This is a genomic window from Arthrobacter ipis (assembly GCF_014694315.1).
Taxonomy (GTDB): domain Bacteria; phylum Actinomycetota; class Actinomycetes; order Actinomycetales; family Micrococcaceae; genus Arthrobacter; species Arthrobacter ipis.
The window spans coordinates 161,967-185,552 of record NZ_JAAOXD010000004.1; the positions used below are offsets into that span (position 1 = coordinate 161,967).

A 23,586-nucleotide genomic window follows, 5' to 3' on the forward strand; every position below is an offset into this window, starting at 1 on the left:
GGTTCGCGGGGAAACCGGCAGGTCGTCCCGGAGACCACTGCGCCTCAGCCGGTTCAGCCGGACAGGGGCTACCAGCAGGACGCCGGCCACGAGTCCGTCCAGCACGACAACGTTGTTGAGCAGGCGCTCCTGCAGCGCGACAGCAACCGCTCCGGAAACGCCGCACGTGGAGCCGCCGGTGCCGGTGCGGCAGCCGCAGCTTCCGCCGGGGCTTCCGGCGACGGCCGCAGCTCATCCAAGGTGTCGCTGTGGTCCGAGAACGACTATGACTACGTCCCCGAAGACGGGTATGACGACGACGGCAGCGACGCGCACGAGCCGGACCGCCGTGCAGGCAACTTCCCTCCCGTAACCCGCTCCGGCGCTGCTCCCGCGCCCGACTATTACGACGATGAAGACGACGAGCCACAGAAGGAGCCGCGTTCCATGCGTTGGCTCGTTGGTGGCCTTCTCGCGGCCGTCCTGATCGTCGGACTCATCTTTGCCGTGACCAACCTCGGCAGCCTCTTCAAGAGCGCACCGCAAACGGAAGCAACCCCCGGAGCCAGCGCACCGCCGTCGGCTGCCACCCAGCCGAGTACCGGAAAGCCAACCCAAAGCACCGCTCCGGCGGCAGGGCCGCCGGCCATCGAGGGAATCACCCGCCAGGGTAACTTCGATTTCGCTTCGACGTATGACGGCGACCTCGGCAAGGCATCGGACGGAAACGCGGCGAGCTACTGGTCAGACATGGAGTTCGCCACCGAGGACTGGGGCGGCCTTGCTCCCGAGGGTGTCCCACTGGTGGTCAAGCTTAAGAGCCCTTCCAAGGTCTCCTCGATCACCCTGAACCAGCTGGGTGCCTCGGGCGGAAGCATCACGGTCTTCACCAACGACCGACCGTCGCTGGACGGTGCAAAGCAGGTGGGAACCAACAGCTTCACCTCGCCTGACCTCACCATGCCTCTGGCCGAACCGGTGACAGCCCAGTACGTCATCGTCTCGATCAAGAACCTGCCCAAGCTCGCAGCCCCGAAGACCCGCTTTGGCTACGGCCTGCGGCTCGCGGAGATCAAGGTCCAGTAGAGGACCCTGCCCAATTGGGGGACACCGCCCCGTCGGAGACGCTGCCATTCGGCGATCACGTTCCTCCGGGGCGTAACCGGCATGCCCGACATCGCCGGAAACGGTACCCTTGTGGAAAGTCCCGTGGCGGTGTTCGCGTGCAGGCACGGGCGTTTGTGCCTGCCTGCAGACACGTTTGGAATATTCCACACTGCCAATCAGTTGTGCCATGTGGCCGGCCGGAAGGCTGGCGCATCGACAAAGGAAGAGGTTCACCGTTCAGTGAGCACCGCAGAAAACAGCGCGTCAGAAGTACGTGATGTCATCATCGTCGGCTCCGGCCCCGCAGGCTACACGGCCGCCGTGTACACGGCCCGCGCCAACCTGAAGCCGCTGCTTCTGGCTGGCTCCGTCACTGCGGGCGGTGAGCTCATGAACACCACTGACGTCGAGAATTACCCAGGCTTCCCCGACGGCATCATGGGACCTGACCTCATGGAGAACTTCGAAAAGCAGGCTGCGCGCTTCGGCACCGAAATCCAGTTTGAGGACGTCACGGCCCTGGAGCTCGACGGCGACATCAAGACTGTCACCATCGCGACGGGGGAGACCTTCCGCGCCCGCGCTATCATTCTGTCCACCGGCTCGGCGTACCGCGAGCTCGGCCTGGCCAACGAAAAGCGCCTGTCCGGCCACGGCGTCAGCTGGTGTGCAACCTGCGACGGTTTCTTCTTCAAGGACCAGGACATCGCAGTGATCGGCGGCGGCGACTCGGCCATGGAAGAAGCGCTCTTCCTCACCAAGTTCGCCAAGTCCGTGACGGTGGTCCACCGCCGCGACACGCTGAAGGCCTCCAAGATCATGGGTGACCGGGCACAGGCCCACGAGAAGATCAACTTCGTGTGGAACACCGCCGTCGAGGACGTTCTCGGCGAAGCCAAAGTCACTGGCCTGAAGCTGAAGAACCTGGTCGACGGCACCGAGTCCGAACTTGCCGTGACCGGCGTCTTCGTGGCTATCGGCAACGATCCGCGCACCGAGCTCGTCAAGGAAAGCCTGGAGATCACAGAAGCGGGGACCATTGCCGTAGAGGGCCGCAGCTCCCGCACCAGCATCAAGGGCGTCTTCGCCGCCGGCGACGTTGTGGACCCGACCTACCGCCAGGCGATCACAGCGTCCGGCTCCGGCTGTGTCGCGGCGATCGACGTGGAGCACTACCTCGCAGACCTTCACGCCTGACCGGCGCTGAGAATCATTCGAAGAGAGAGACAAGGGTTATGAGCAACGCAAAAGACGTAACAGACGCAAGCTTCAGCAGTGACGTACTCGCCGCCGACAAGCCGGTAATCGTTGATTTCTGGGCCGAATGGTGCGGTCCGTGCCGGAAGCTGGGTCCCATCCTGGATGAGATCTCGGTGGAGTACGGCGAGAAGGTTAACGTCGTTAAGGTTAACGTAGATGACAACCCTGCCATCGCCGCCGAGTATGGCATCACCTCCATTCCTGCCGTGTACCTGTTCCAGGGCGGCGAAGTGAAGAGCACGGTTATCGGCGCCAAGCCGAAGCAGTTCTTCGAGAAGGAATTCGCGGACGTCCTGTCCTAGGCCTAACGCCGGACGGGATATCTGACAGGCAACGCCGGTAACGGTTGCGCTCACAAGGTGGCCACCACTCCTAGGGGAGTGATGGCCACCTTTTTGTTCCCCAGATGGATCTGGATCTCGATGACCATGGACACCTTGTTCAGTGAAGCATCTCAGCCAAGCGATCGTGCTAAGGATCTGCCGATCCAGATGCGAGTCGGACGACTCTCCAGTCACCGGAGGCCAAGCACCCTCTGGCCCACTCATTCGGCCCCGTCAGCGTAGCCCAGCTCTTGCGCGCCTCCCAGTGGTCTGCCCGGCGTCCGAAGGAAACCTTTCGCGGGCTAATTCTGCGCCGTTCCTCGCCCAACGGCCTCAGGCGTCACACATCTTCAATACGGGCGACACGTGCTCATACAACGCCGCAACCGCGGCCTATTGAGCGCGTTCGCTCCAGATGCGGGCGTCTCGACAAGGGCGCGCTATGCGGTTTGGTGGGGTAGGGTTGCGCTGGCGTAGATGTTTCACGTGAAACGTGCAGGCTCGCCTGGAACCAGAGTCGAGCCGCGGCCCACAATTCCCTTCATTCCAGCTGCCCGAACTCGTGGAATCATCTCGATCAACACTACCGCGTAGATAAGAGCTGATGCCACTGCGAGGTGCAAGGTGCATGCTAGTGGGACATGCGACCTAAAGGTTCGACAACCCTAGCCAGCGGTTGTCACGGCACGTGCGTATTCAGACGACACCTGCGCCTGCCGCCTCGCCCAGGCTGGTGGAAGGCCACATGCGATGCCTAAAGGTGACTCCCGCCGCTGCTTATCCGGGAAATCCCATAGGTGCCTCCTGTTTGTTGTCGAACGCACCCTCAGGTGTAATCGCGTAGGCCGCGTGTGCAGGAGTGACCATTAATGAGCATGGGGCCCCGGGCTTTGGGTCAGCCAGACATTCCGTGACCTTACAAGGACACCGTCCCGCGCGCCCTCCTGTTTCACGTGAAACACGGACTGCCTGGCGCGTCGTGCGGTCTAAGTGCTCGAGTCGCTGAGATGCGATGGCTTCGCAGCGCCATGGGGGAGCGGCAGCTCCGCACGGGTCTCACGCGACCGACGCACGTCACCTCCCGTACAACCGAAGAACCGAGACTCATCCCTCCTTCTGCCCACCCTCGTATTCCCGGGAATGCGCCTCCGGCTGCACACGACACGCCAATTGTCTCGCCATGTCTGCTGGTCGGAAACGCACCGCCAGCGTCAGCAGTGCGCACTGGTTCCCATTCCCAACGCATCCACGCATGCCGAAGCCGGTGCCGATGCCACGCCAGGAGACGCATCGGAGGTAATCGGCGGACCAGCCGCAGCGGGGGGATCCCGGCGACGAGGTCGCACACGGAAGGACGAGGTCGCACACGGAAATAGGCCCCAGACCGAAAATTGGTCTCAACCCATGCGAATAGCGCGCGGCGTTGGCAGGACCCGTTTCTACCCACAAAGGAACGCGAAACTGATTTTCCGGCCTCTTGCGCGATCCGCCCCCATAGTCACCGCGGCCGAGCCTCCGGGGCTTGCCGCCCGCGGGCAGATTCCACCAACCAGACGAGCGTGCGTAGTGCGGTCGCCCGCCTCGTTGCCGACGCCAGGGTATGTTGGCGCCGATGGTTTTCGGAGAGAGACTTCGAACCCCCGATTCGCCCTGCACCTCATGTCGCGGCACCTGAAGGGGTGGGTTCCAGCGTCGCTGCCAGCCGACGGTGCGTTTTCGACGGGATCCGTGAGACTGCCACGGTTGCAGCCGAACGTGCGGTGACCGCTCCGGCGGGGCTATTGTGGGGAGTTGCTTGCCAAGCTCCTGGCAACACCTCGTGCTGGCCTTCGCGCGGTTAGGCAAGGAGAGGAAGGTGCGGTGCACGTGAAACCACGCTTACTATCGCATTGGGGCGCCGAGTCCGGTGCGCATCGTTTCACGTGAAACACTGCAGGTACAGCTGCTGCCGCATCTTTGGTAAGGGCGATGCGCAGGCACGAGCACGTATTGGCGACCGATCTTCCTTTCCGGGTGGCGCTGCGCACGTTCTCATGCGGCGCCCGTGCCAAGCGGCAACGTTTAACAACCTAAATCAACTAAACTGCTGGCCCTTCCGCGGATGCGAGCTGCCATCCTGCATGCTAGCCCTTCGCATTCGTGTAGCGATACCGCTTCAAAGGACGCTGATATCGATAGCGGCATTACCTGTAGATCGGCGTCGCGCTCCGCTACGCTGCCATCAATCTGATACCCGTCATGGCCTAGCCGTTTCACGTGAAACGACAGGGCAGCGGCAAGGCGGCCACGCAGCCAGCCGCCCACATCATGAGAGTACAGCCCGGGGCACGACGTAACCATGTCGGATGCCTCCACTCCCGTCAAAAGAGGGCACACCCCGGTGGTCACCAACAAGCAGCGACACGGAACTCGAATCGGGGCTCGGCGGATGCGGCTCCGACGGCATGCTTAAGATTCTCAATGCGGGAGCCCCCGGACGACGGCGTCTGCTCTACCTCTATGCACGGCCGTGCAGCCGCAGGATCACGTCATCGGCAACCTCTACCCATGTGCGATCGTTTCGTGGTCGCAAACCCCAATCTGTAACCGGCAGCTGCCGGCTCACCGCATGGACCCGGCGCCCAATTCGCACGACGGCCACTACTATGTTCCGCACGAGGGGTTGGTGCTGCGTGCCCTCCCGAACCCCGGGGCACGACGCCCTGCGAGATGGAGGAGAATCAGATGCGGACAGGCGCCGGGTAGTGATGTGGCCTGCTCACACTTCCTCCCCTGCTGCTGACGGTCGAACTCGCTTCAACGCGCGGAAAGTGCCCACCCGTCACCAGCGAATCCAACAGCGGAGGACGGAAGGGTGCCCCGTCAGTGCCCCGCACTGGCCTGCAATGTTTCGACTGCAGCGAAGTGGCCCCTTGGGTGACCTTGGACTTACACCTCGTGGTGGGATTCGCGCGGTGCGCCCCTAAGGATAATCGAACTTCGATTGGAGTCATGCACGTGGAACTGCTCGACCCCTGACTGCTTTCAAGAACGCGCCGGTTCCAATTCTTGCGTCAAAGTCCTTCTCCTCCTCGACGACGAATGAAGGGAAGACGACGTCGGTCCTTGACCAATTGGCCTGAACTGCCGGTGTGTTGCTGCTGCGGTGATGACAAGCTCAACGATTGGGCGCCGCAACTTCTCCACACCACAATCAACGGTTGGGCCAATAAATGCGGGCCCCCCTTAGACCCCGGCTACAGCGCGTGCTCAACTCACTATTACTGCATGCGACTTGCGGGGAGACCAGATGCGCTCTTCTGACTTGGCTCTGGCTGGAGCAGGCATCAGTTGGTGAACGCTTAAGGACCCGGAATCTGAATTGCCCCAGTCCGACACCGTGGCCACAAGGTCCTTTGGCGACAAGAAGATGACCCACTCCAGGCTCAGCCGAAGGATGACATGGACCGATGTACTGAGTCGCACCATGACATTATTCACAGTATTATCCACAGGCCAATCCACAGGCTTATCCACAGCCGCCTGTTGTGCCCGGAGGCACCCGCGCGCTGTCGGTGAAAAACCTCACAACAGATACACTTCGGGGAATGCCGCGGTGGGCCAGCTGCGTGCGAGTCTTTCATGAAGGCCGAGACCAAGCAGCACGATCGAATTGTGCGGTAAGTCACCTACCAGGTAACCTATTTCATTCGATGAACGGACTTGCAGCACATTGGAAAGCAAGCTGGCTCCCCAAGGCGGCGCGGCCACCGCCCGGTTTCACGTGAAACACTTACTGTCCCCGCCGCGTCGCATGGGACCCATGCGTGACAACCGGCTCGGACAGGCACGGCCAAACTCGAGGCGAGCGCGCCATATCCACTTGGTTACCCACAGAGTTATCCACAGGCTTATCCACCAGCCTATCGCCATCTCCTGGGGTCACGGGGACAAGGTCAGAGCCCACGTTCGGCTCAGGTCGAACAGCACCTGCCGGTCTGCTGGAGGACATCGACCAGGGGCACCTTCCGCCTCGGCCGCGGCTGGCATCGTTAAGGGCGGGGTGGCTTCGAAGTGCGATCTCCGCGCAGGGGACATGTCCGAGACCTGTCCCGGGCCGCCCATCCAGAAGTCGCGAGTAGATGACCGTAGCCCCTGCCGCCTCCCAGACTGCGGACGAGTCACGCGAGGGGGTGAACCGAATGCTCAGGCACATATGCCAGCCCCTTCACACCCTTCCCCCTGCGAATAGCGGTGGGCACAACGCCGTGCCGAATCCGTCGCGGTCACCGCTTGGGGAGTCGCTTCTCCCGTGCGAGTCTGCACCTCTGTCCGTCCTCGATGTCAGCCCATCAGAACGAATAGCTGCGTAGGTCCCAACGCAGCCCCGCAGCTTCCACTCAAGGCAATCGTTGCTGCGGCGGCTTTCGCTATGCCGGACGGCGCCAGTGGGGACGTTTCACGTGAAACACCACGAGCTGACTTGGAGGGGAGTCAAAAATCTAACCGGCTCGGAGACGCTGCTGTGGTCCACCACCGACTGTCCGGCGGGCCAGGCAGGCAGGCAGGCAGGCAGGCAGGCAGGCATCCGAATGCTGCCACCCCAAGGGGGTCCTCCACTCGACCCTCTGCGCGCACGGGCTGGCGAAATAGCAACCAGGACCGCAGTTGGAGCCAAAGCCGCACCGGTCGTAGTCTTCGGGGCGCTCTTCTCACGAGCTACGACTTTAGCGCCGCAGACATCACTGAATCGCTGCGCTCTGACGCACCCTAGGTCCGTGTTCTCGCGGCAACTTCGGTTCCCGACCACTGGACATTATGTCGCCTGCGTTCGGCGATGCCTTCGGTCACACGCTTAGAAGCAAGTGGTGGCTTACCCGCTCAACAGCTCTGCAGCCAGCGCAAGGACCGGGCGATGCGGCTGTGCCATCCTCGTCTTGCTCATCCGACGAGGGCGTCCGTTGGCAAGACGAGACGTGGCTAGCCACTGGAAGTGCTCCACCTTGTTGCCTCAGAAACATGTGCGGCCAGCCTAGTCGCTCGTTTCACGTGAAACATCCCCGGTAGACGAGACGGCCTGCGCAGAAGAGGTACCAATCGCCGTGGACCATCAGGTGAACTCTGGCCGACCCCACTAGTTCGGTGCTTGACGCGGTCCTGGTGCTCTCGGACGGAGACGCGTGGTACGTGGTCCAGCGGAATGGTCACGTGACGAACGCGGTGGGCCCGCGACACTAGCCGATCACCACCAAGGGATACAGTGGGCGTGCTCCGCTAAGGAGCAGCGGGCCCGCTATACCCACCAAGTCCAGCCGAAATGGCCTTTAGCATTCTAGAGCGGTGCAAGGAGGCGCAATAGAACAGGACGCGAGGACACTACAGATCGGGCGGTGGGGCGCCAACAGAATTGCGCGCTTCCGGAGAACGGACGGCAAAAGGTCCAGCCGGGCGCATTTACTATCGCATTGCTGCCCCGGCTGCTTGCGGACAAGAGGCAGCACGGCGGCGGAGAAACGTCGGTTGCCTGGAGGTCAGTCGCCCCGGGGGACCACTCCGGCCCCTGTTTCACGTGAAACAGTCCCACCGTCTGCAGGCCCCACCGCAACGGCTCGTGGCGCCCCCAGGAGACTGGCACCGACTGGTGCCGCCCCTCCCTCGTATTCCAGAAGCAGGCTAGCGCTAGTGACAGTTCCAGGGATGATGCCCACGCGGCGAAGGGAGATCGGGCTACCTCCCCGGTTCCGCTTACACAGCGCGGGCTAGGGCTAGGGTCCGCGCCAACATAGCTCGCAGATGGCTGCAGGAGGGCTTATCAGGCGCTGAGCGCGGCCAGAAGCGCGTCTCCCGAGGCACTAAAAGCATGGGACCAGCGTTCTAAACCCTCACATCTGCGAAGACCACGTATAGCGAGAAGGAGCGTTCGGTTGCAGTCTGCGTGGAAAATGCCAGCCACACGGAGCCAAGCACAATTCACGCAGACAGGAGCGGCTGACAAATTATCTATGGAGCAGAAAAGGAGCTCCTTACGGCGCCAGCGGCATTCGTGTCGAGTCACTCATGCAAGAGCTTAGGGACTGCCGTCACAAGAAGAAGGCACACGCCCGGGTGCATGCAACCCGTAAGCCAGGGTTAGTCCACATCGAGGTGTGGCCTGCTTGTCAGGCAAAGCGAAAGTGAAGTCCGGAGCCCACTAGCCTGCTCGCCGTCGGTGCTACGCAATCAAACGTGGCTCTGACCAATACAGGGCTACCGTGACCAACCTGCAAACTTCTGCATTATCGTCGGACACAGACCGCATACGGAAAAATAGACCTTGTGGACACAGAAAAAGGCCCGTTCACGTGAACGGGCCCTTCTCGACTGGTTCTTTAGTTTTCGGCCCCTGGGGCGAGGACGTCCATGATGCGGTTGAGGTCTTCAACGCTAGCGAATTCGATACTCACACGGCCTTTACGTGCTCCGAGCGAGATCTTCACGTTGGTGTCGAGCCGGTCCGAGAGCGAGGAGGCCAGGTAGTCCAGCCGTTCGTGACGTGCGCCCGGGCGGGGAATGTTGTTCCTCGCCGGCGTCGCGGGTTCACGGTGCAGGGTGACCGCTTCCTCGGTGGCCCGGACGGACATGCCCTCAGCCACAATCTTCTGCGCCAGGCGTTCCATGGACGCTGCGTCGGGAAGCGACAGCAGTGCCCTGGCGTGGCCGGCAGACAGCACATTGGCGGCAACGCGACGCTGCACCAGCGGCGGAAGCTTCAACAGCCGCAGAGTGTTGGATACCTGCGGGCGTGAGCGGCCGATACGGTCAGCCAACTGCTCGTGCGTCGTGCCAAAGTCCTCCAGCAGCTGCTGGTAAGCGGCGGCCTCTTCGAGAGGATTCAGCTGACTGCGGTGCAGGTTCTCCAAGAGAGCGTCCCGGAGCAGATCATCATCCGTCGTGTCCCGGACAATCGCGGGGATCGTAGAGAGTCCAGCGGCTTGAACCGCTCGCCAACGGCGCTCACCCATGACCAGTTCATACGGCTCTCCACCCTTTTCGGTTGAAGTACGTACCACAATTGGCTGGAGGACGCCTATTTCACGTACGGAGTGGACGAGCTCCGCCATGTCATCCTCATCGAAGACAGAACGGGGCTGTTTACGGTTTGGATGGATGTCCGCAACAGGAATTTCCGCAAAACGTACGCCTGGTACCTCGACGAGGTCAACGCCGTTGTCCGGGACAGCAGCGGAGTCTACGTTCTTCCCGGCAGAGGTGACCTGGGCAGAAGCGGCATCCTCCTCATCCGCCGAGGACGTGTCCGGGCGAGCGGCTCCGGACGTCGCTGCATCCTTTGCCGCCTTGGCCGCCCCGGTCTTTTCAGACACGCCGCCGGCGTCGGAATCAACGCCTTTGGAAGCGGCGGTCTTCGCCGTGGATCTGGCAGGGGAGGGCTTCATCACATCCGAAGCACCGTCGGTGCCTGCATTCGCACCCGCCTCAGCCGGAGCTTCGGCCAAAGCCTTCAGACTGGACTGGCGTGCAGGCGTTTCGTCGAGGTCAGGCTTATCCGGCCCAACGGCCGGGACGGGTTCAGCCGTCTTACGCGCCTCGGGGAAGAACAGATCCACAGGGCGCGACGGAGCTGCTCCGTTACCCGAAGCGCTTGCGGACGCGGAACTTGGAATGAGTGCGCCAAGACCGCGACCGAGCCCGCGTCGCTTATCGCTCATGGATGATTCCCTCCATCGGAAGAGCCCGGCTATGCCGGGCTCCGGCTGTTGCTGTGTTTGGAAAATTCTAACGCTCAGCGATTTCCGCTGCGGCTTCGAGGTAGGACAACGCGCCGCTGGAGGATGGATCGTAGGTCATGACCGTCTGCTGGTAACTCGGCGCTTCGGAGATTCGCACGGAGCGCGGAACGACAGCGCCGAGAACCTGCTCCGGAAAGTGCTGCCTGACTTCTGCTGCCACCTGGGCGGCCAAGTTGGTGCGCCCGTCGTACATGGTGAGGAGAATCGTGGAAACTTCCAGATCTGCGTTCAGGTGCTTCTGGATCATCTCGATGTTCTTCAGCAGCTGGCTCAGTCCCTCAAGTGCATAGTATTCGCACTGGATGGGGATGAGCACCTCGCCGGCCGCACAAAAGGCATTGACCGTCAGCAGGCCCAGGCTGGGCGGGCAGTCGATGAAGATGTAGTCGAGCCGCTGCTCACCCTTCTTCTGCCGCGCCTTGGCATAGACGTCAATGGCGCGGCGGAGGCGCTGCTCGCGTGCCACCAGGGAGACGAGCTCGATCTCGGCACCGGCCAAATGGATGGTGGCCGGGGCGCAGATGAGGTTGCTGATGTCCGGGCACTGGGCGACGACGTCTTCAAGAGGCAGATCGTTGATCAGGACATCGTAGATACTGTCGACGTCGGCATGGTGCTCAATGCCCAATGCCGTGGAGGCGTTGCCCTGCGGGTCGATGTCGATGACCAGGACGTTCAAGCCAGCAGCCGCCAGCGCTGCGGCAATGTTGACGGTGGTTGTGGTCTTTCCCACTCCACCCTTTTGGTTTGAAACCGTGAAGATCCGTGTCTTCTCCGGTTTCGGCAGGTTGCGGCCGAGGAGCCGTTCCCGCCTCCTGTTCTCGTGCGCGAGTTCCCGGGCGATGGGGCTTGAGTCATCCAGGGTGTCCAAGACGTTGCCCCGGGCTGCGGTTTCACGTGAAACCTTAGGGGCACTCGTAGCTGCAACCGGATTGGGCTGATTTACTGTCGTAGCGACCGGTGATACGCCAAAGGCACGCGCCGACCCCAGGGACACGAACGGGGGGATCCGCTGCGTGGAGGTTTCGCTACTGGTCACTTGGACACACTCACTCTCGTTCGGCTTTCACTGCCGTTCTCTAGCCTAACCGCTACACCCTAAGGACCCGCGGCACCTTGCGGGGCTAGGCCCTCTTTTGGGTCTTCTTAACTACGATGCGCACCACCGTGGTGGGCTCCTCGAGCAGGTCTTGGCCAACAGTTACCACCGACGTCTCCACGCCACCAAGCTTGCGGATGGCCTTGGCCGCCTTGTCAATCTCATCGGCGGCGCTGCGGCCCTTGATGGCCACGACTTCACCCTCGCCGCCGAGCAGCGGGATGGTGAGGCCGGCGAGATTGCTCAGGGCAGACACTGCCCGGGCGGTGACGACGTTGGCCGTTACCATCCCGACGGCAAGTTCGGCACGCGTGCGCATGACGGTGACGTTACTCAAACCGAGATCGTCAACCACTTCCTGCAGCCAGATCACCCGGCGCTCCAGCGGTTCGATGAGGGTCAGTTCGAGGTCGGGGCGAGCGATGGCCAGGCAAAGGCCCGGCAGACCGGCGCCACTGCCGACGTCGGCCACGTGGCTGCCCTGGGCAATTTCACTTTCGATCACTGCACAGTTCAGGACGTGGCGTCCCCAAAGCCTGGGGATTTCCCGCGGGCCGATGAGCCCGCGCTCGGTGCCTGACGTGGCCAGGTGTTCCACATACCGTTCAGCCAAGCCCAGGCGGTCGCCGAAGATCTTCTCAGCCGCCTGGCGCTCGGCTGCCGTCATTTCAACCATCTGTAAGTCAGCCAACGGTTCAGTCGGCGGAAACGACGATGTGCCGGCCTGCACCCTCGCCCTCGGACTCACTGACGAATCCAAGGTCGGCGACGGCGTCGTGGACAATCTTCCGCTCGTAGGCGCTCATGGGCTCCAGCGCGACGGCGTCGCCGGTTTCCTTGACGGAGGTGACGGCGTCTTCAGCGATCTTCTGCAGGTGGCCCGCGCGTTCCTTGCGGTAGCCATTGATGTCGAGCACCAGGCGTGACCGGTTTTCCGTCGCAGAAAGAACGGACAGCCGGGTCAGTTCCTGAAGGGCTTCCAGGACCTCGCCGTCCTGCCCGACGAGGCTCTCCAGCCCGGCGGATTCTTCCTCAGCCACGATCGAAATGTAGGTGCGTCCGTTGCGGACCTCGATGTCAATGTCGCCGTCGATGTCGGCGATGTCAAGCAGTTCCTCAAGGTAGTCGGCGGCTACATCGCCCTCTTCTTCCAGGCGGCTTGCCGTCGTGCCCTTGCCCGCATCTACGGTAGAGGCAACGGAATCCTGGTCTTCGCCGGCTTCAGCGGAAAGTGCGTGTTCAGAGCTCTCAACAGACATTACTTCTTCTTCCTGTTCTTGCGTTGTGGCTGAATGCGCTGCGTCCGGGCCTCGGCAACCGCAGCGGCAGCAGCAGCTTCCGCTTCGGGGTCAGCCTTCTTGCCACCCAAGATGGGAAGGGCCGGAAGGCCCTTGGCGGCACGGCGCTCGGCGAGGGCCTTGGCGGCGGGGGATCCCGGCGTCGGCATGCGGCGGATGACAAAGAACTGCTGGCCCATGGTCCACAGGTTGGTGGTGGTCCAGTAGATGAGGACACCGATGGGGAAGTTGATGCCGCCCACACCGAACACGATGGGCAGGATGTAGAGCATCATCTTCTGCTGGCGCATGAACGGGCTGGCCATGGCCTCTTCGGACATGTTCTTGGCCATGATCTGCTTCTGCGTGATGAACTGCGAGGCCGTCATGGCCAGGATCATCACGATGGAAAGTATCCACACCGCCACCACGTTGCCGCCGGGGGGCGTGCCGTGAAGCAGGGTCGCGGAGAGCGGAGCGCCGAAGATGCTTGACTCGTCGAACTGCTTGACCTGCTCAACGCTCATGGCGCCGATGCCCTGGCCGCCGGCCTTGGCCGAGCTGATGCCGGAGAGAACCTGGAACAGCGCGAAGAAGAACGGCATCTGGATCAGCATGGGGAGGCAGGCAGAGAACGGGTTGGTGCCGTGCTTCTTGTACAGGGCCATCTGCTCTTGCGCCATGGCCTGGCGAGAAAGCTGGTCGGTCTTGCCCTTGTACTTGTCCTGCATCTTCTTCAGGTCCGGCTGCAGCAGCTGCATCCCTCGCTGGGCCTTGATCTGCTTGACGAACACAGGGATCAAGGCGGCACGGATCACCAGCACCAGCCCGATGATGGACAGAGTCCACGTCCAGCCGTTCGCGGCCGGCAGGCCGATGAAGCTCAATCCGTCATGGAAGCCGACCATAATGACTGATACCAGCCACTTGAACGGGGCCATGATTGTTCCAAAGAAGTCCATACGATTTCCCTATTCGTCAGGCCGCAGCGCGGCCTTCTTCATCAGTCTGAGCAGCCAGATACTTGTCCGGGTTGTTCAGCACAACAATTGTGGGGGTCCGGTTTTCAGGCCATTCCCGGTGGCCGGCGGGGACATGGTCCACGCCACCGGCATTCCACGGATGGCAGCGTGCCAGACGCCGGGCGGCCAGCCAGCTGCCCTTGACGGCACCGTGGACGGTGACTGCTTCAAGCGCATAGGCCGAGCAGGAGGGAAAGAAACGGCAAACCTGGCCGTACAAGGGAGAAACCACCTTGCGGTAGGCCAGGAGCAGAAGAATGAGGATATTGCGGGGCAGGTTCCAGATGAAGCTGCCCGCGGCCGCTGCTGCGGACTTGGGGGGTCGGACGACGGCGGCACTCGGGTCAAGCACGCTGTGTCCCTTCCTGTGTTGTTGCGTCCGGTTGCGTTCCGGCCGGCCGTTTTCCGGTCACCACCGGAAGGCGCCCAGCCAGCCGCCTCATGGTGTGTTCCAAGGCGGCGTTGTAATCCGCCAGGAGCTCGTCCCAGCTGGCTGTTGCCGAGGCGGGTAAAGCACGCACCACAATAGCGAACCCGGTGCCGTACTCGCGCAGCGAGACAGCGCCAGCTTCTCTTAGTCTCCTCTTAACGAGGTTCCTGGCAACAGCGTTCCCGACAGCTTTGGAAACGATGAAACCGATGCGGCTGGGTTCGTCGGCTCCAATAGTTGCCGTATATAACACTACGTTCCGGCGTCCATTGCGGACGCCGGAACGTACTGTTGTTGAAAAATCGGTTGAAGTCCTCAGGCGGTTCCGGGTGGCAAGCACCGCTAATCTCGCAGAAGGAAGAAGACCGACAAGTCAGTATTTAGGCCGACAGTTCGGTGCGACCCTTGCCACGGCGGGCGGCCAGAATGGCACGGCCGGCACGGGTGCGCATACGAAGGCGGAAGCCGTGCTTCTTGGCCCGACGGCGGTTATTCGGCTGAAAAGTCCGCTTGCTCACGTTAGTTACTCCAGTGGATCAAAGGTGCGCCCACCCGATCAGAAAAGGGGAAGAACTGGCCGACGCTAAGTTTTGTATGTGTCTGCTTCCCCTGGATTTTCCCGGAACGCGTAAAGCGTCCGATAGTCCAAAATGGGGTCAGAAAGCAGGCACAAAGGACTCCACAACGTTAGGGCAAAACGCCGCCGCGAGTCAAACCAGCAGACTATCCGGCGTGTTTCCCCAGCTGTGGCTAACAGGGCGCCGAGCCTGTGGATGAAGCGGCTCACGATCGCCGTTTTCGAACCACAACGGTGTAATTATCCACAAGGCACTTCCCAGCTATCTTCTAGGCTTTTCATCCCCTAGAGTGTCCCAGTAGCCGATTATCCACGGACTGTGCATAACGCTGTGGATTAAGCCGGGCCAGCACCCTGGTTTCGGGCTTGCGGCTGCATGTAATGCAGGCAGCAAGCTTTGAGGAACCAAATTTGATGACAGTAGACGAAGCCAACCACGCCAACACTGTCGGAAGTTCCTGGCGGCGCGTGGTGAATCTTCTCGAGCAGGATGACCGCGTCTCGCCCCGGCAACGCGGCTTTGTCATCCTCGCGCAGGCCCAGGGCCTCATCGGTTCCACCCTTCTCGTTGCTGTGCCCAACGAACTGACCAGGGAAGTGCTCCAGACCCAGGTCAAGGACGCGCTCGATGATGCGCTCCGGAACGTGTTCTCGGACGACATCCGCTGCGCCATCGACGTAGACACCGATCTGGTGCCCATCCACGAGGAGCCGGAACCCGCCGTCGAGCTTTCCCTCGCAACCGATCCGTCCCTCGAACAGAAGCCGCAGCCCATGCTGCCGAGCACCTCACACGAATTCGGCCGGCTCAACCCCAAGTACGTCTTCGACACCTTCGTGATCGGTTCCTCCAACAGGTTTGCCCATGCTGCGGCCGTCGCAGTGGCCGAAGCCCCGGCCAAGGCGTACAACCCGCTGTTCATTTACGGCGATTCAGGTCTGGGCAAGACCCACCTGCTGCACGCCATTGGCCACTACGCCCGGCGGCTCTACAGCGGCATCCGCGTCCGGTACGTCAACTCCGAGGAATTCACCAACGACTTCATCAACTCGATCCGTGACGATGAGGGCGCCAGCTTCAAGACGACGTACCGCAACGTCGACGTCCTGCTGATCGACGACATCCAGTTCCTGGCCGGCAAGGACCGGACGCTGGAGGAGTTCTTCCACACGTTCAACTCGCTGCACAACAACAACAAGCAGGTGGTCATCACCTCGGATCAGCCTCCCAAGCTACTGGCGGGCTTCGAGGACCGGATGAAGTCCCGCTTCGAGTGGGGCTTGCTGACGGACATCCAGCCGCCCGAACTGGAGACCCGCATCGCCATCCTCCGGAAGAAGGCCCTCAGCGAAGGCCTCTCCGCGCCGGACGACGCGCTGGAGTACATCGCTTCGAAAATAGCGAGCAACATCCGCGAACTCGAAGGCGCCCTCATCCGTGTGACGGCGTTCGCCAGCCTCAACCGCCAGCCGGTGGACGTGGCTCTCGCGGAGATGGTGCTCAAGGACCTCATCACCGACGACGGCGCCCAGGAAATCACGTCGGGCCAGATTCTGCAGCAGACCGCGGATTACTTCAAGCTCAGCTTGGAGGAGCTCTGCAGCAAGTCGCGGACCCGGACTCTGGTGACCGCACGCCAGATCGCCATGTACCTGTGCCGCGAGCTGACCGACATGTCGCTGCCCAAGATCGGCCAGGAGCTCGGCGGCCGCGACCACACCACCGTGATCCACGCAGACCGAAAGATCCGTGAACTCATGGCCGAGCGACGTGTGATTTACAACCAGGTCACCGAGCTCACCAACCGGATCAAGCAGCAGCAGCGCGACTCCTGATCCCAGGTTCTTAACCTTATTAACAGGGGTGTGTGGATAACCCTGTGGACAGTTAAGGGGACAACCGCGGTTAATGGGCTTAAAACCCTTAAGGCGTCTGTGGATCACCGCAACAGGCCAAAAATGTTGTCCCCATCCACACCCTGTTTAAAACGTGCCGAACCCACAGTCCATGAACAGGGCTTAACCGCGGATCCGAGCCGTGAAACCCGGTTATCCACAGTTTCCACAGCAGTTATTAACACTACTAATCCCAAAAAATTGAAATCCCTCAAATAACAATCTCGTTCCCGGACCTCCACCGCACCGGCCAAAGCATCGGCCACTGGCAGCCGGCAGAGCCGGCATCACTGGCGGGGATGGGGAAATCCCTGTTATTCCGGCTAAGCTGTCTGCAGCGCTCCCATCCCTGGGTTTGTTTGCGGTCTGCCATGCGCGGACCATGCAGGTTCCGGGACTTTGGGGCACCGGTCTAGTGGGCTCCTAGCGAGTTCCCGTTCAAAAAATGGCAGCAGCAATGAAAGGCGGCACCCTTCCGTGAAGTTCAGAGTCGAACGGGACGTCCTGGCAGAAGCCGTCACATGGACAGCCCGGTCGTTGTCTCCGCGGCCGCCAGTTCCCGTGCTCTCCGGCCTTCTGCTCAAGGCCGAATCCGGGACCGTCAGCCTGTCCAGCTTCGATTACGAGACCTCAGCGCGCCTTGAGATTCCTGCCGACATCAGGGACGAAGGCACCATCCTGGTTTCCGGTCGCCTCCTCGCAGACATCTGCCGCAGCCTTCCGTCGGCCCCGGTGGACATCGAAACCGACGGCAACAAGGTCACACTCACCTGCCGCCGAAGCAGCTTTCACTTGGCGACCATGCCCGAGGCGGAATACCCGCCCCTGCCTGCGCTTCCGACCATCACCGGTACTGTCGCCGGCGACGCCTTCGCCCAGGCTGTATCCCAGGTGATCATCGCGGCCAGCAAGGACGACACCCTTCCCATCCTCACCGGCGTGCGGATGGAGATCGAGGATGACCTCATCACGCTCCTGGCCACGGATCGCTACCGGCTCGCCATGCGCGAAGTACCCTGGAAGCCCGTCACTCCGGGCATCTCCACCAGTGCCTTGGTCAAAGCCAAAACGCTGAACGAGGTTGCCAAGACTTTGGGCGGCAGCGGGGACATCAACCTGGCCATCGCCGAGGACGACAGCCGGCTCATCGGCTTTGAAAGCGGCGGCCGCACCACCACGTCACTGCTGGTCGACGGCGACTACCCCAAGATCCGCTCGCTGTTCCCGGATTCCACGCCGATTCACGCCACCGTGCAGACCCAGGAACTTGTGGAGGCCGTCCGCCGCGTTTCACTCGTCGCAGAACGCAACACCCCGGTCCGGCTCGCATTCACACAGGGCCAGCTGCACCTCGACGCCGGCACCGGCGAGGACGCACAGGCCTCCGAAGAGCTCGAAGCACAGCTGTCCGGCGAAGACATCACCGTGGCCTTCAACCCGCACTACCTCGTTGAAGGCCTCAGCGTGATCGAAACTAAGTTCGTGCGCTTCTCGTTCACCACGGCCCCCAAGCCCGCCATGATCACCGCGCAGAACGACATCGACGGTGAGGACCAGGACGACTACCGCTACCTCGTGATGCCGGTGCGCCTGCCCAACTAAGCCACTCGCCCAACTAAGTAGCAGCTGAGGGGCTTCTGAGCCCTCAGAACGCCCCGAGGTGCTACCTAGTTGGGCGGTCCTGAACCCCTAACCATCCGCGCAGAAAAGAGTTCACACGGTGCATATCGGACTGATCGGCCTTGGAAAAATGGGTTTCAACATGCGCGAAAGGCTGCGCAAGGGCGGAATTGACGTCACTGGCTTCGACCGTAACCCCGATGTCACCGATGTCGCCTCCACGGACGAGCTCATCGCTGCACTTCCTGCGCCGCGCCTGATCTGGGTCATGGTTCCGGCCGGTCAAATCACCGACGCCGTCATCACCGAACTCGGTGCGAAGCTGCAGCCCGGCGACATGGTGATCGACGGCGGCAACTCCCGTTTCACCGAGGACCAGAAGCACGCCGCGGCCCTGGCCGAAAAGGAAATCCGCTTCGCCGACTGCGGTGTCTCCGGCGGAGTCTGGGGCCTGCAAAACGGCTACGGGCTTATGGCCGGCGGCGACGCCGAGGACATCGAACGTGCCCTTCCCGTCTTTGACGCCCTCCGCCCGGAAGGGGACCGAGCGGACAGCTTCGTCCATGTGGGCGGCGTCGGCGCAGGCCATTACGCGAAAATGGTGCACAACGGTATCGAGTACGGCCTGATGCAGGCCTACGCGGAAGGCTATGAACTCCTCGCCGCCAAGGAAATTGTCACGGACCTTCCGGGAACGTTCCGCGCTTGGCAGAAGGGAACCGTCGTCCGGTCCTGGCTGCTCGACCTCATGGTGAAGGCCCTGGATGAGGATCCGGGACTGGCCTCGATCGACGACTATGTCGAAGACTCCGGTGAAGGCCGCTGGACCGTCGAAGAGGCGATTGCCAATGCGGTTCCGGCCCCCGCCATTACCGCCGCGTTGTTTGCCCGCTTCGCCTCGCGGGAGGACAACTCGCCGGCCATGAAGATGGTGTCCGCACTGCGTAACCAGTTCGGCGGGCATGCCACCCGTCCAGCCAAGTAGTGTACCTAGAACACCTGTCCCTGACCGACTTCCGCAGTTACGCCCAGGTGGATCTCCGGTTTGACCCGGGCGTGACGGTCCTGGTCGGCTCCAACGGTATAGGCAAGACCAACCTGATGGAGGCCATCGGCTACCTCGCCACCCTGAGTTCGCACCGGGTCAGCGCCGACGGGCCGTTGCTGCGCTTCGGAACCGAGCGTGCCCTGATCCGGGCGAAGCTGGTCCGCGGCGAACAGTCCACCATCTTGGAGCTCGAAATCAACGGCGGCCGGGCCAACCGCGGACGCATCAACCGCAGCAACCCGGTCCGTGCGCGCGACCTGCTGGGCATCTGCCACACGGTCCTGTTCGCCCCGGAGGACCTGGCGCTCGTCAAGGGTGATCCGTCAAACCGGCGCCGTTTCCTGGACGAGCTCCTGGTGAGCCTCATTCCGCGCCACGCTGCCACCCGCAGCGACTACGACCGGGTGCTCAAACAGCGGAACGCACTGCTGAAGTCGGCACGGGCCGGCAAGTTCACCGCCGGCCACGACGCCACCCTCGATGTCTGGGATCAGCACATGGCACGCGCCGGGGCGGAGCTGCTCCACGCCAGGTTGGAACTCGTCGAGCGCCTGCGGCCCCACCTCAACAATGCCTACGCCCAGCTGACCGATGGCTCGAAGGCCGCGGATGCGGTCTATCGCTCAACGCTGCAGAACATGATGGACGACGACGGCGAGCCGGCCAGCGCTTCGACGGCACCATCCGGGCCGGGAGACCCGGCAGATGATCTGCGCCTGCTGTCCGTGGATGAGCTTGCCGAACGCTACGTGCAGGCCTTCGCGGCGTCCCGCCGCAAAGAACGCGAACGGGGCATCTCACTGGTGGGTCCGCACCGGGATGAGCTGGAACTCGTGCTGGGCCAGGCTCCCGCCAAGGGGTTCGCTTCGCACGGTGAAACATGGTCCATGTGCCTTTCCCTGCGGCTGGCCTCCTACTACGTCATGCTCGACGACGCCCGCACCGGAGGCTCCGCACCGATCCTCATCCTGGACGACGTTTTCGCTGAACTCGATGTCCAACGGCGGCGTAAACTGGCGGCAATAGTTGCCGGCGCCGAGCAGGTGCTGGTCACCGCCGCGGTCGACGCCGATATTCCGGACGAGCTGTCGGGCCGGCGGGTGAAGGTAATCCCGGGAGGCATCGATGAACAGGGATAAGGACGGCGGCCTGCAGCCGGGCCGCGATCCCGATGAAATCGATGCCGCCCAGGCGGCGCTGAACAGAATGCGTGAGGCAGCCGCAGCCCGCGGCGAAATCCGCCGGAAGGCGCCGCGGGCCGGCGCCAGCCAAAAACCGCGAACCGCTTCCGGGGGAACGCGGGGCTTCAGCCAGTTCCACTCGACCGGACGCGATCCCTTGGGACTGGGAAAAGTCGTGGGGCGGCTGGTCGCCGAACGCGGCTGGACCTCCCCGGTGGCCGTGGGCTCGGTCATGGCCGAGTGGCCGACGCTTGTGGGGCCGGAAATCTCTGCCCACTGCACCCCGGAGAGCTTCACCGATACCACCCTCCACGTCAGGTGTGATTCAACGGCGTGGGCGACTCAGCTCCGGCTGCTCAGCATGAGCCTGCTCGAAAAGTTCCGTTCCGAACTCGGTGATGGCGTGGTCACGAGCATCCAGGTGCTGGGCCCGGCGGCACCAAGCTGGCGCAAGGGCGGGCGTACCGTCAACGGCCGCGGACCCCGGGACACCTACGGGTAAGAGTGAAACCGCAAACGGCGTATAGGGCGCTTAAACCGCCGTCGGCCGTATAGGAGCCCAAAACGTGGCCTGCTGGAGCCTTGCAGGCGGAGCCAATGGCCAGCTAGGGGCATATTGGGCCGCGTCCGCGCCCCGCCAATGCGGGAAACAGCGGCATTTCACGATAGAATTCCCCTAGATAACTGGGCGCGGGTGAAACGTCGACTGAGTCCGTTTTCCCGTGCTTTTTCATGAGCGGGAGCGGTTCCGCAGGTCGACCAAGCAGCTGGCGCTACAGTGACGTGCCTTTTGGCGGCCGCCCTTTGCTTCGGCGGACGGCGGAGGCCGGCCATCATCGAACGTAGAGGAGTCGAAAGCGCCTGTGGCTAACGACAATGCAGATATCGAGGCAGTGGATCCCGTGACGGAGGATGCCCCAACCACCGGTGACCGGGCTGAGACCGCCACACCGCGGGAGTACGGCGCCAGCGACATCACCGTTCTTGAGGGCCTAGAGGCCGTCCGCAAACGGCCTGGCATGTACATCGGCTCCACCGGTCTGCGCGGCCTGCACCACCTGGTGTACGAAGTGGTGGACAACTCGGTGGATGAGGCCCTCGCAGGTTACTGCACGCACATCGAGATTGTTCTGCAGGCGGACGGCGGCGTCAAGGTAACCGACGACGGCCGCGGCATCCCGGTGGACATCCACCCCACCGAGGGCAAGCCCACCGTTGAGGTGGTCATGACCATCCTGCACGCCGGCGGAAAGTTCGGCGGCGGCGGCTACGCCGTTTCCGGTGGTCTGCATGGTGTGGGTATCTCGGTGGTCAACGCCCTCTCTTCCCGCGTCAACACCGAGGTCCGCCGGCAGGGCCACGTCTGGCGGATGTCCTTTGCCGACGGCGGCAAGCCCCAGGGCGCCCTGGTCGAGGGTGAGGAGACCAACGAAACGGGAACCACCCAGACCTTCTATCCGGATCCCAGCATCTTCGAATCCGTGGAATTCGATTTCGAAACACTCCGCGCCCGGTTTCAGCAGATGGCCTTCCTCAACAAGGGGCTGCGCATCACCCTGACGGACGAGCGCCAAGCCGCCGCCGGCACTGATGAAGCCGGCGACCTGGACCTGGACGGTGTCCTCACCGAGGGCGAGGTCCTTGCCGAGCACCGCACGGTGGTCTACCAGTACAACGACGGTCTGCTTGACTACGTCAAGCACCTTAACTCGAGCAAGAAGGTGGATGTGGTCCACGAGGACGTCATCGCCTTCGAGACCGAGGACACCGAGCGGCATATCGCCGTCGAAATGGCTATGCAGTGGACCACTGCGTACTCCGAAAGCGTGCACACGTACGCCAACACCATCAACACGCATGAAGGCGGTACCCACGAAGAAGGGTTCCGCGCCGCGATGACGTCGCTTATCAACCGCTACGCGCGGGAGAAGAGCATTATCAAGGAAAAAGAAGAGAACCTTACCGGCGACGACATCCGCGAAGGCCTGACGGCCGTCATCTCGGTGAAGCTGTCCGAGCCCCAGTTCGAGGGTCAGACCAAAACCAAGCTGGGCAACTCTGAAGTCAAGGGCTTTGTCCAGCGCGTGGTCACCGATCAGCTCGGCGACTGGCTGGAACGCAACCCCGGCCCCGCGCGCGACGTGATCCGCAAGGCCATTTCCGCCGCGCAGGCCCGGATGGCCGCCCGCAAGGCCCGTGACAATGCACGCCGAAAGAGCCCGCTGGAGTCCTTCGGCATGCCGGGCAAGCTCTCCGACTGCTCGTCGAAGGATCCCTCGAAGTGCGAGGTTTACCTGGTGGAGGGTGACTCGGCAGGCGGTTCGGCCAAGCGCGGCCGCAATCCTGAAACGCAGGCCATCCTTCCGCTCCGCGGCAAGATCCTGAACGTGGAGCGGGCACGCCTGGACAAGGCACTGGGCAACAACGAGGTCCAGTCCATGATCACCGCGTTTGGCACGGGCATCGGCGAGGACTTCGATCTGGGCAAGCTGCGGTACCACAAGATCGTGCTCATGGCTGATGCCGACGTCGACGGCCAGCACATCACGACGTTGCTGATGACTCTGCTCTTCCGCTACATGCGGCCTCTGATCGAGAACGGTTACGTCTACCTCGCGCAGCCGCCGCTGTACCGGATCAAGTGGTCCAACGCACCGCACGACTACGTCTACAGCGACCGTGAGCGTGACGCCGTTCTGGTCTCCGGCCAGGCCGCAGGCCGCCGCATTCCGAAGGAAAACGGCATCCAGCGCTACAAGGGTCTGGGCGAGATGGACTATACCGAACTCTGGGATACCACCATGGACCCCGACCGGCGCACCCTCCTGCAGGTGACCATGGAGGACGCAGCCGCCGCCGACCAGATTTTCGCCGTGCTGATGGGCGAGGATGTGGAGTCCCGCCGAAACTTCATCCAGCAGAACGCCAAGGACGTCAGGTTCCTCGATATTTAGCGGTTTGCGCGCTTGATATTCCAGAACCGACATATACCTGAAACGGA

Annotated in this window: 15 protein-coding genes and 2 pseudogenes; 9 read left to right on the forward strand and 8 right to left on the reverse strand. The window is 62.4% G+C overall.

Going from position 1 to position 23,586, the window contains the following annotated elements; genetic code table 11:
• From G9E11_RS12745 to trxA, 3 genes and pseudogenes are all read left to right on the forward strand, one after another.
• Positions 1-1,065 (forward strand): annotated as a pseudogene (locus G9E11_RS12745) (ABC transporter substrate-binding protein); the annotation flags it as partial.
• 261 nt (positions 1,066-1,326) lie between these two features.
• Positions 1,327-2,283, forward strand: coding sequence for a thioredoxin-disulfide reductase (trxB, locus tag G9E11_RS12750; RefSeq protein WP_190606286.1), 957 nt, complete (start codon positions 1,327-1,329; stop codon positions 2,281-2,283).
• Positions 2,284-2,321: 38 nt separating this feature from the next.
• On the forward strand, positions 2,322-2,648 hold the full coding sequence (gene trxA / locus G9E11_RS12755; RefSeq protein ID WP_111903149.1) for a thioredoxin: 327 nt from the start codon (positions 2,322-2,324) through the stop codon (positions 2,646-2,648).
• A gap of 6,368 nt (positions 2,649-9,016) precedes the next feature.
• Here the strand turns inward: trxA and G9E11_RS12760 are convergent.
• From G9E11_RS12760 to rpmH, 8 genes are all read right to left on the reverse strand, one after another.
• A complete protein-coding gene (locus tag G9E11_RS12760) occupies positions 9,017-10,354 on the reverse strand; it encodes a ParB/RepB/Spo0J family partition protein (protein ID WP_190606287.1) in 1,338 nt (445 codons plus the stop codon).
• Positions 10,355-10,421: 67 nt separating this feature from the next.
• Positions 10,422-11,474 carry a ParA family protein gene (locus tag G9E11_RS12765; RefSeq protein ID WP_311764363.1) on the reverse strand — a complete coding sequence of 351 codons (1,053 nt, stop codon included), beginning with the start codon at positions 11,472-11,474 and terminating at the stop codon, positions 10,422-10,424.
• An 85-nt stretch (positions 11,475-11,559) separates the two neighbouring features.
• Positions 11,560-12,210, reverse strand: coding sequence for a 16S rRNA (guanine(527)-N(7))-methyltransferase RsmG (rsmG, locus tag G9E11_RS12770; RefSeq protein WP_190606288.1), 651 nt, complete (start codon positions 12,208-12,210; stop codon positions 11,560-11,562).
• Between the two features lie 19 nt (positions 12,211-12,229).
• A complete protein-coding gene (locus G9E11_RS12775) occupies positions 12,230-12,793 on the reverse strand; it encodes a Jag family protein (protein WP_190606289.1) in 564 nt (187 codons plus the stop codon).
• Positions 12,793-13,773: a membrane protein insertase YidC gene (gene yidC / locus G9E11_RS12780; RefSeq protein ID WP_190606290.1), complete on the reverse strand. Its 981-nt coding sequence runs from the start codon at positions 13,771-13,773 to the stop codon at positions 12,793-12,795. The genes G9E11_RS12775 and yidC overlap by 1 nt, the downstream gene beginning before the upstream one ends.
• 16 nt (positions 13,774-13,789) lie before the next feature.
• Complete coding sequence (gene yidD / locus G9E11_RS12785) at positions 13,790-14,185, reverse strand: membrane protein insertion efficiency factor YidD (RefSeq protein ID WP_190606291.1); 396 nt, start codon at positions 14,183-14,185, stop codon at positions 13,790-13,792.
• On the reverse strand, positions 14,178-14,603 hold the full coding sequence (rnpA, locus tag G9E11_RS12790) for a ribonuclease P protein component (RefSeq protein ID WP_190606292.1): 426 nt from the start codon (positions 14,601-14,603) through the stop codon (positions 14,178-14,180). The genes yidD and rnpA overlap by 8 nt, the downstream gene beginning before the upstream one ends.
• A 40-nt stretch (positions 14,604-14,643) precedes the next feature.
• Positions 14,644-14,781, reverse strand: a complete 138-nt coding sequence (gene rpmH / locus G9E11_RS12795) for a 50S ribosomal protein L34 (RefSeq protein ID WP_003800212.1) — start codon at positions 14,779-14,781, stop codon at positions 14,644-14,646.
• 473 nt (positions 14,782-15,254) lie between these two features.
• Between rpmH and dnaA the strand changes: the two genes are divergently transcribed.
• The 6 genes and pseudogenes from dnaA (at position 15,255) to gyrB (ending at position 23,539) form a co-directional block, all read left to right on the forward strand.
• The gene (dnaA, locus tag G9E11_RS12800) at positions 15,255-16,676 is read left to right on the forward strand and encodes a chromosomal replication initiator protein DnaA (RefSeq protein ID WP_190606293.1); all 1,422 of its coding nucleotides are present in this window, start codon (positions 15,255-15,257) and stop codon (positions 16,674-16,676) included.
• A 537-nt stretch (positions 16,677-17,213) separates the two neighbouring features.
• Positions 17,214-18,338, forward strand: coding sequence for a DNA polymerase III subunit beta (gene dnaN / locus G9E11_RS12805; RefSeq protein ID WP_190606294.1), 1,125 nt, complete (start codon positions 17,214-17,216; stop codon positions 18,336-18,338).
• 91 nt (positions 18,339-18,429) lie between these two features.
• A pseudogene (gene gnd / locus G9E11_RS12810) lies at positions 18,430-19,341 on the forward strand (phosphogluconate dehydrogenase (NAD(+)-dependent, decarboxylating)); the annotation flags it as partial.
• Positions 19,341-20,543 carry a DNA replication/repair protein RecF gene (recF, locus tag G9E11_RS12815; RefSeq protein ID WP_190606296.1) on the forward strand — a complete coding sequence of 401 codons (1,203 nt, stop codon included), beginning with the start codon at positions 19,341-19,343 and terminating at the stop codon, positions 20,541-20,543. The pseudogene gnd and the gene recF, both read left to right, overlap by 1 nt.
• Positions 20,530-21,087, forward strand: coding sequence for a DciA family protein (locus G9E11_RS12820; protein WP_190606297.1), 558 nt, complete (start codon positions 20,530-20,532; stop codon positions 21,085-21,087). Before recF ends, G9E11_RS12820 begins: the two co-directional genes overlap by 14 nt.
• A gap of 361 nt (positions 21,088-21,448) precedes the next feature.
• Positions 21,449-23,539 carry a DNA topoisomerase (ATP-hydrolyzing) subunit B gene (gene gyrB / locus G9E11_RS12825; protein WP_190606298.1) on the forward strand — a complete coding sequence of 697 codons (2,091 nt, stop codon included), beginning with the start codon at positions 21,449-21,451 and terminating at the stop codon, positions 23,537-23,539.
• Positions 23,540-23,586 lie beyond the last annotated feature (47 nt).

Excerpts from the sequence above, each read along its gene's own strand:
- trxA (WP_111903149.1), top strand. The coding sequence starts at position 2,322 with ATGAGCAACGCAAAAGACGTAACAGACGCAAGCTTCAGCAGTGACGTA.
- G9E11_RS12760 (WP_190606287.1), bottom strand. The coding sequence starts at position 10,354 with ATGAGCGATAAGCGACGCGGGCTCGGTCGCGGTCTTGGCGCACTCATT.
- rsmG (WP_190606288.1), bottom strand. The coding sequence starts at position 12,210 with ATGGTTGAAATGACGGCAGCCGAGCGCCAGGCGGCTGAGAAGATCTTC.
- G9E11_RS12775 (WP_190606289.1), bottom strand. The coding sequence starts at position 12,793 with ATGTCTGTTGAGAGCTCTGAACACGCACTTTCCGCTGAAGCCGGCGAA.
- yidC (WP_190606290.1), bottom strand. The coding sequence starts at position 13,773 with ATGGACTTCTTTGGAACAATCATGGCCCCGTTCAAGTGGCTGGTATCA.
- dnaA (WP_190606293.1), top strand. The coding sequence starts at position 15,255 with ATGACAGTAGACGAAGCCAACCACGCCAACACTGTCGGAAGTTCCTGG.
- G9E11_RS12820 (WP_190606297.1), top strand. The coding sequence starts at position 20,530 with ATGAACAGGGATAAGGACGGCGGCCTGCAGCCGGGCCGCGATCCCGAT.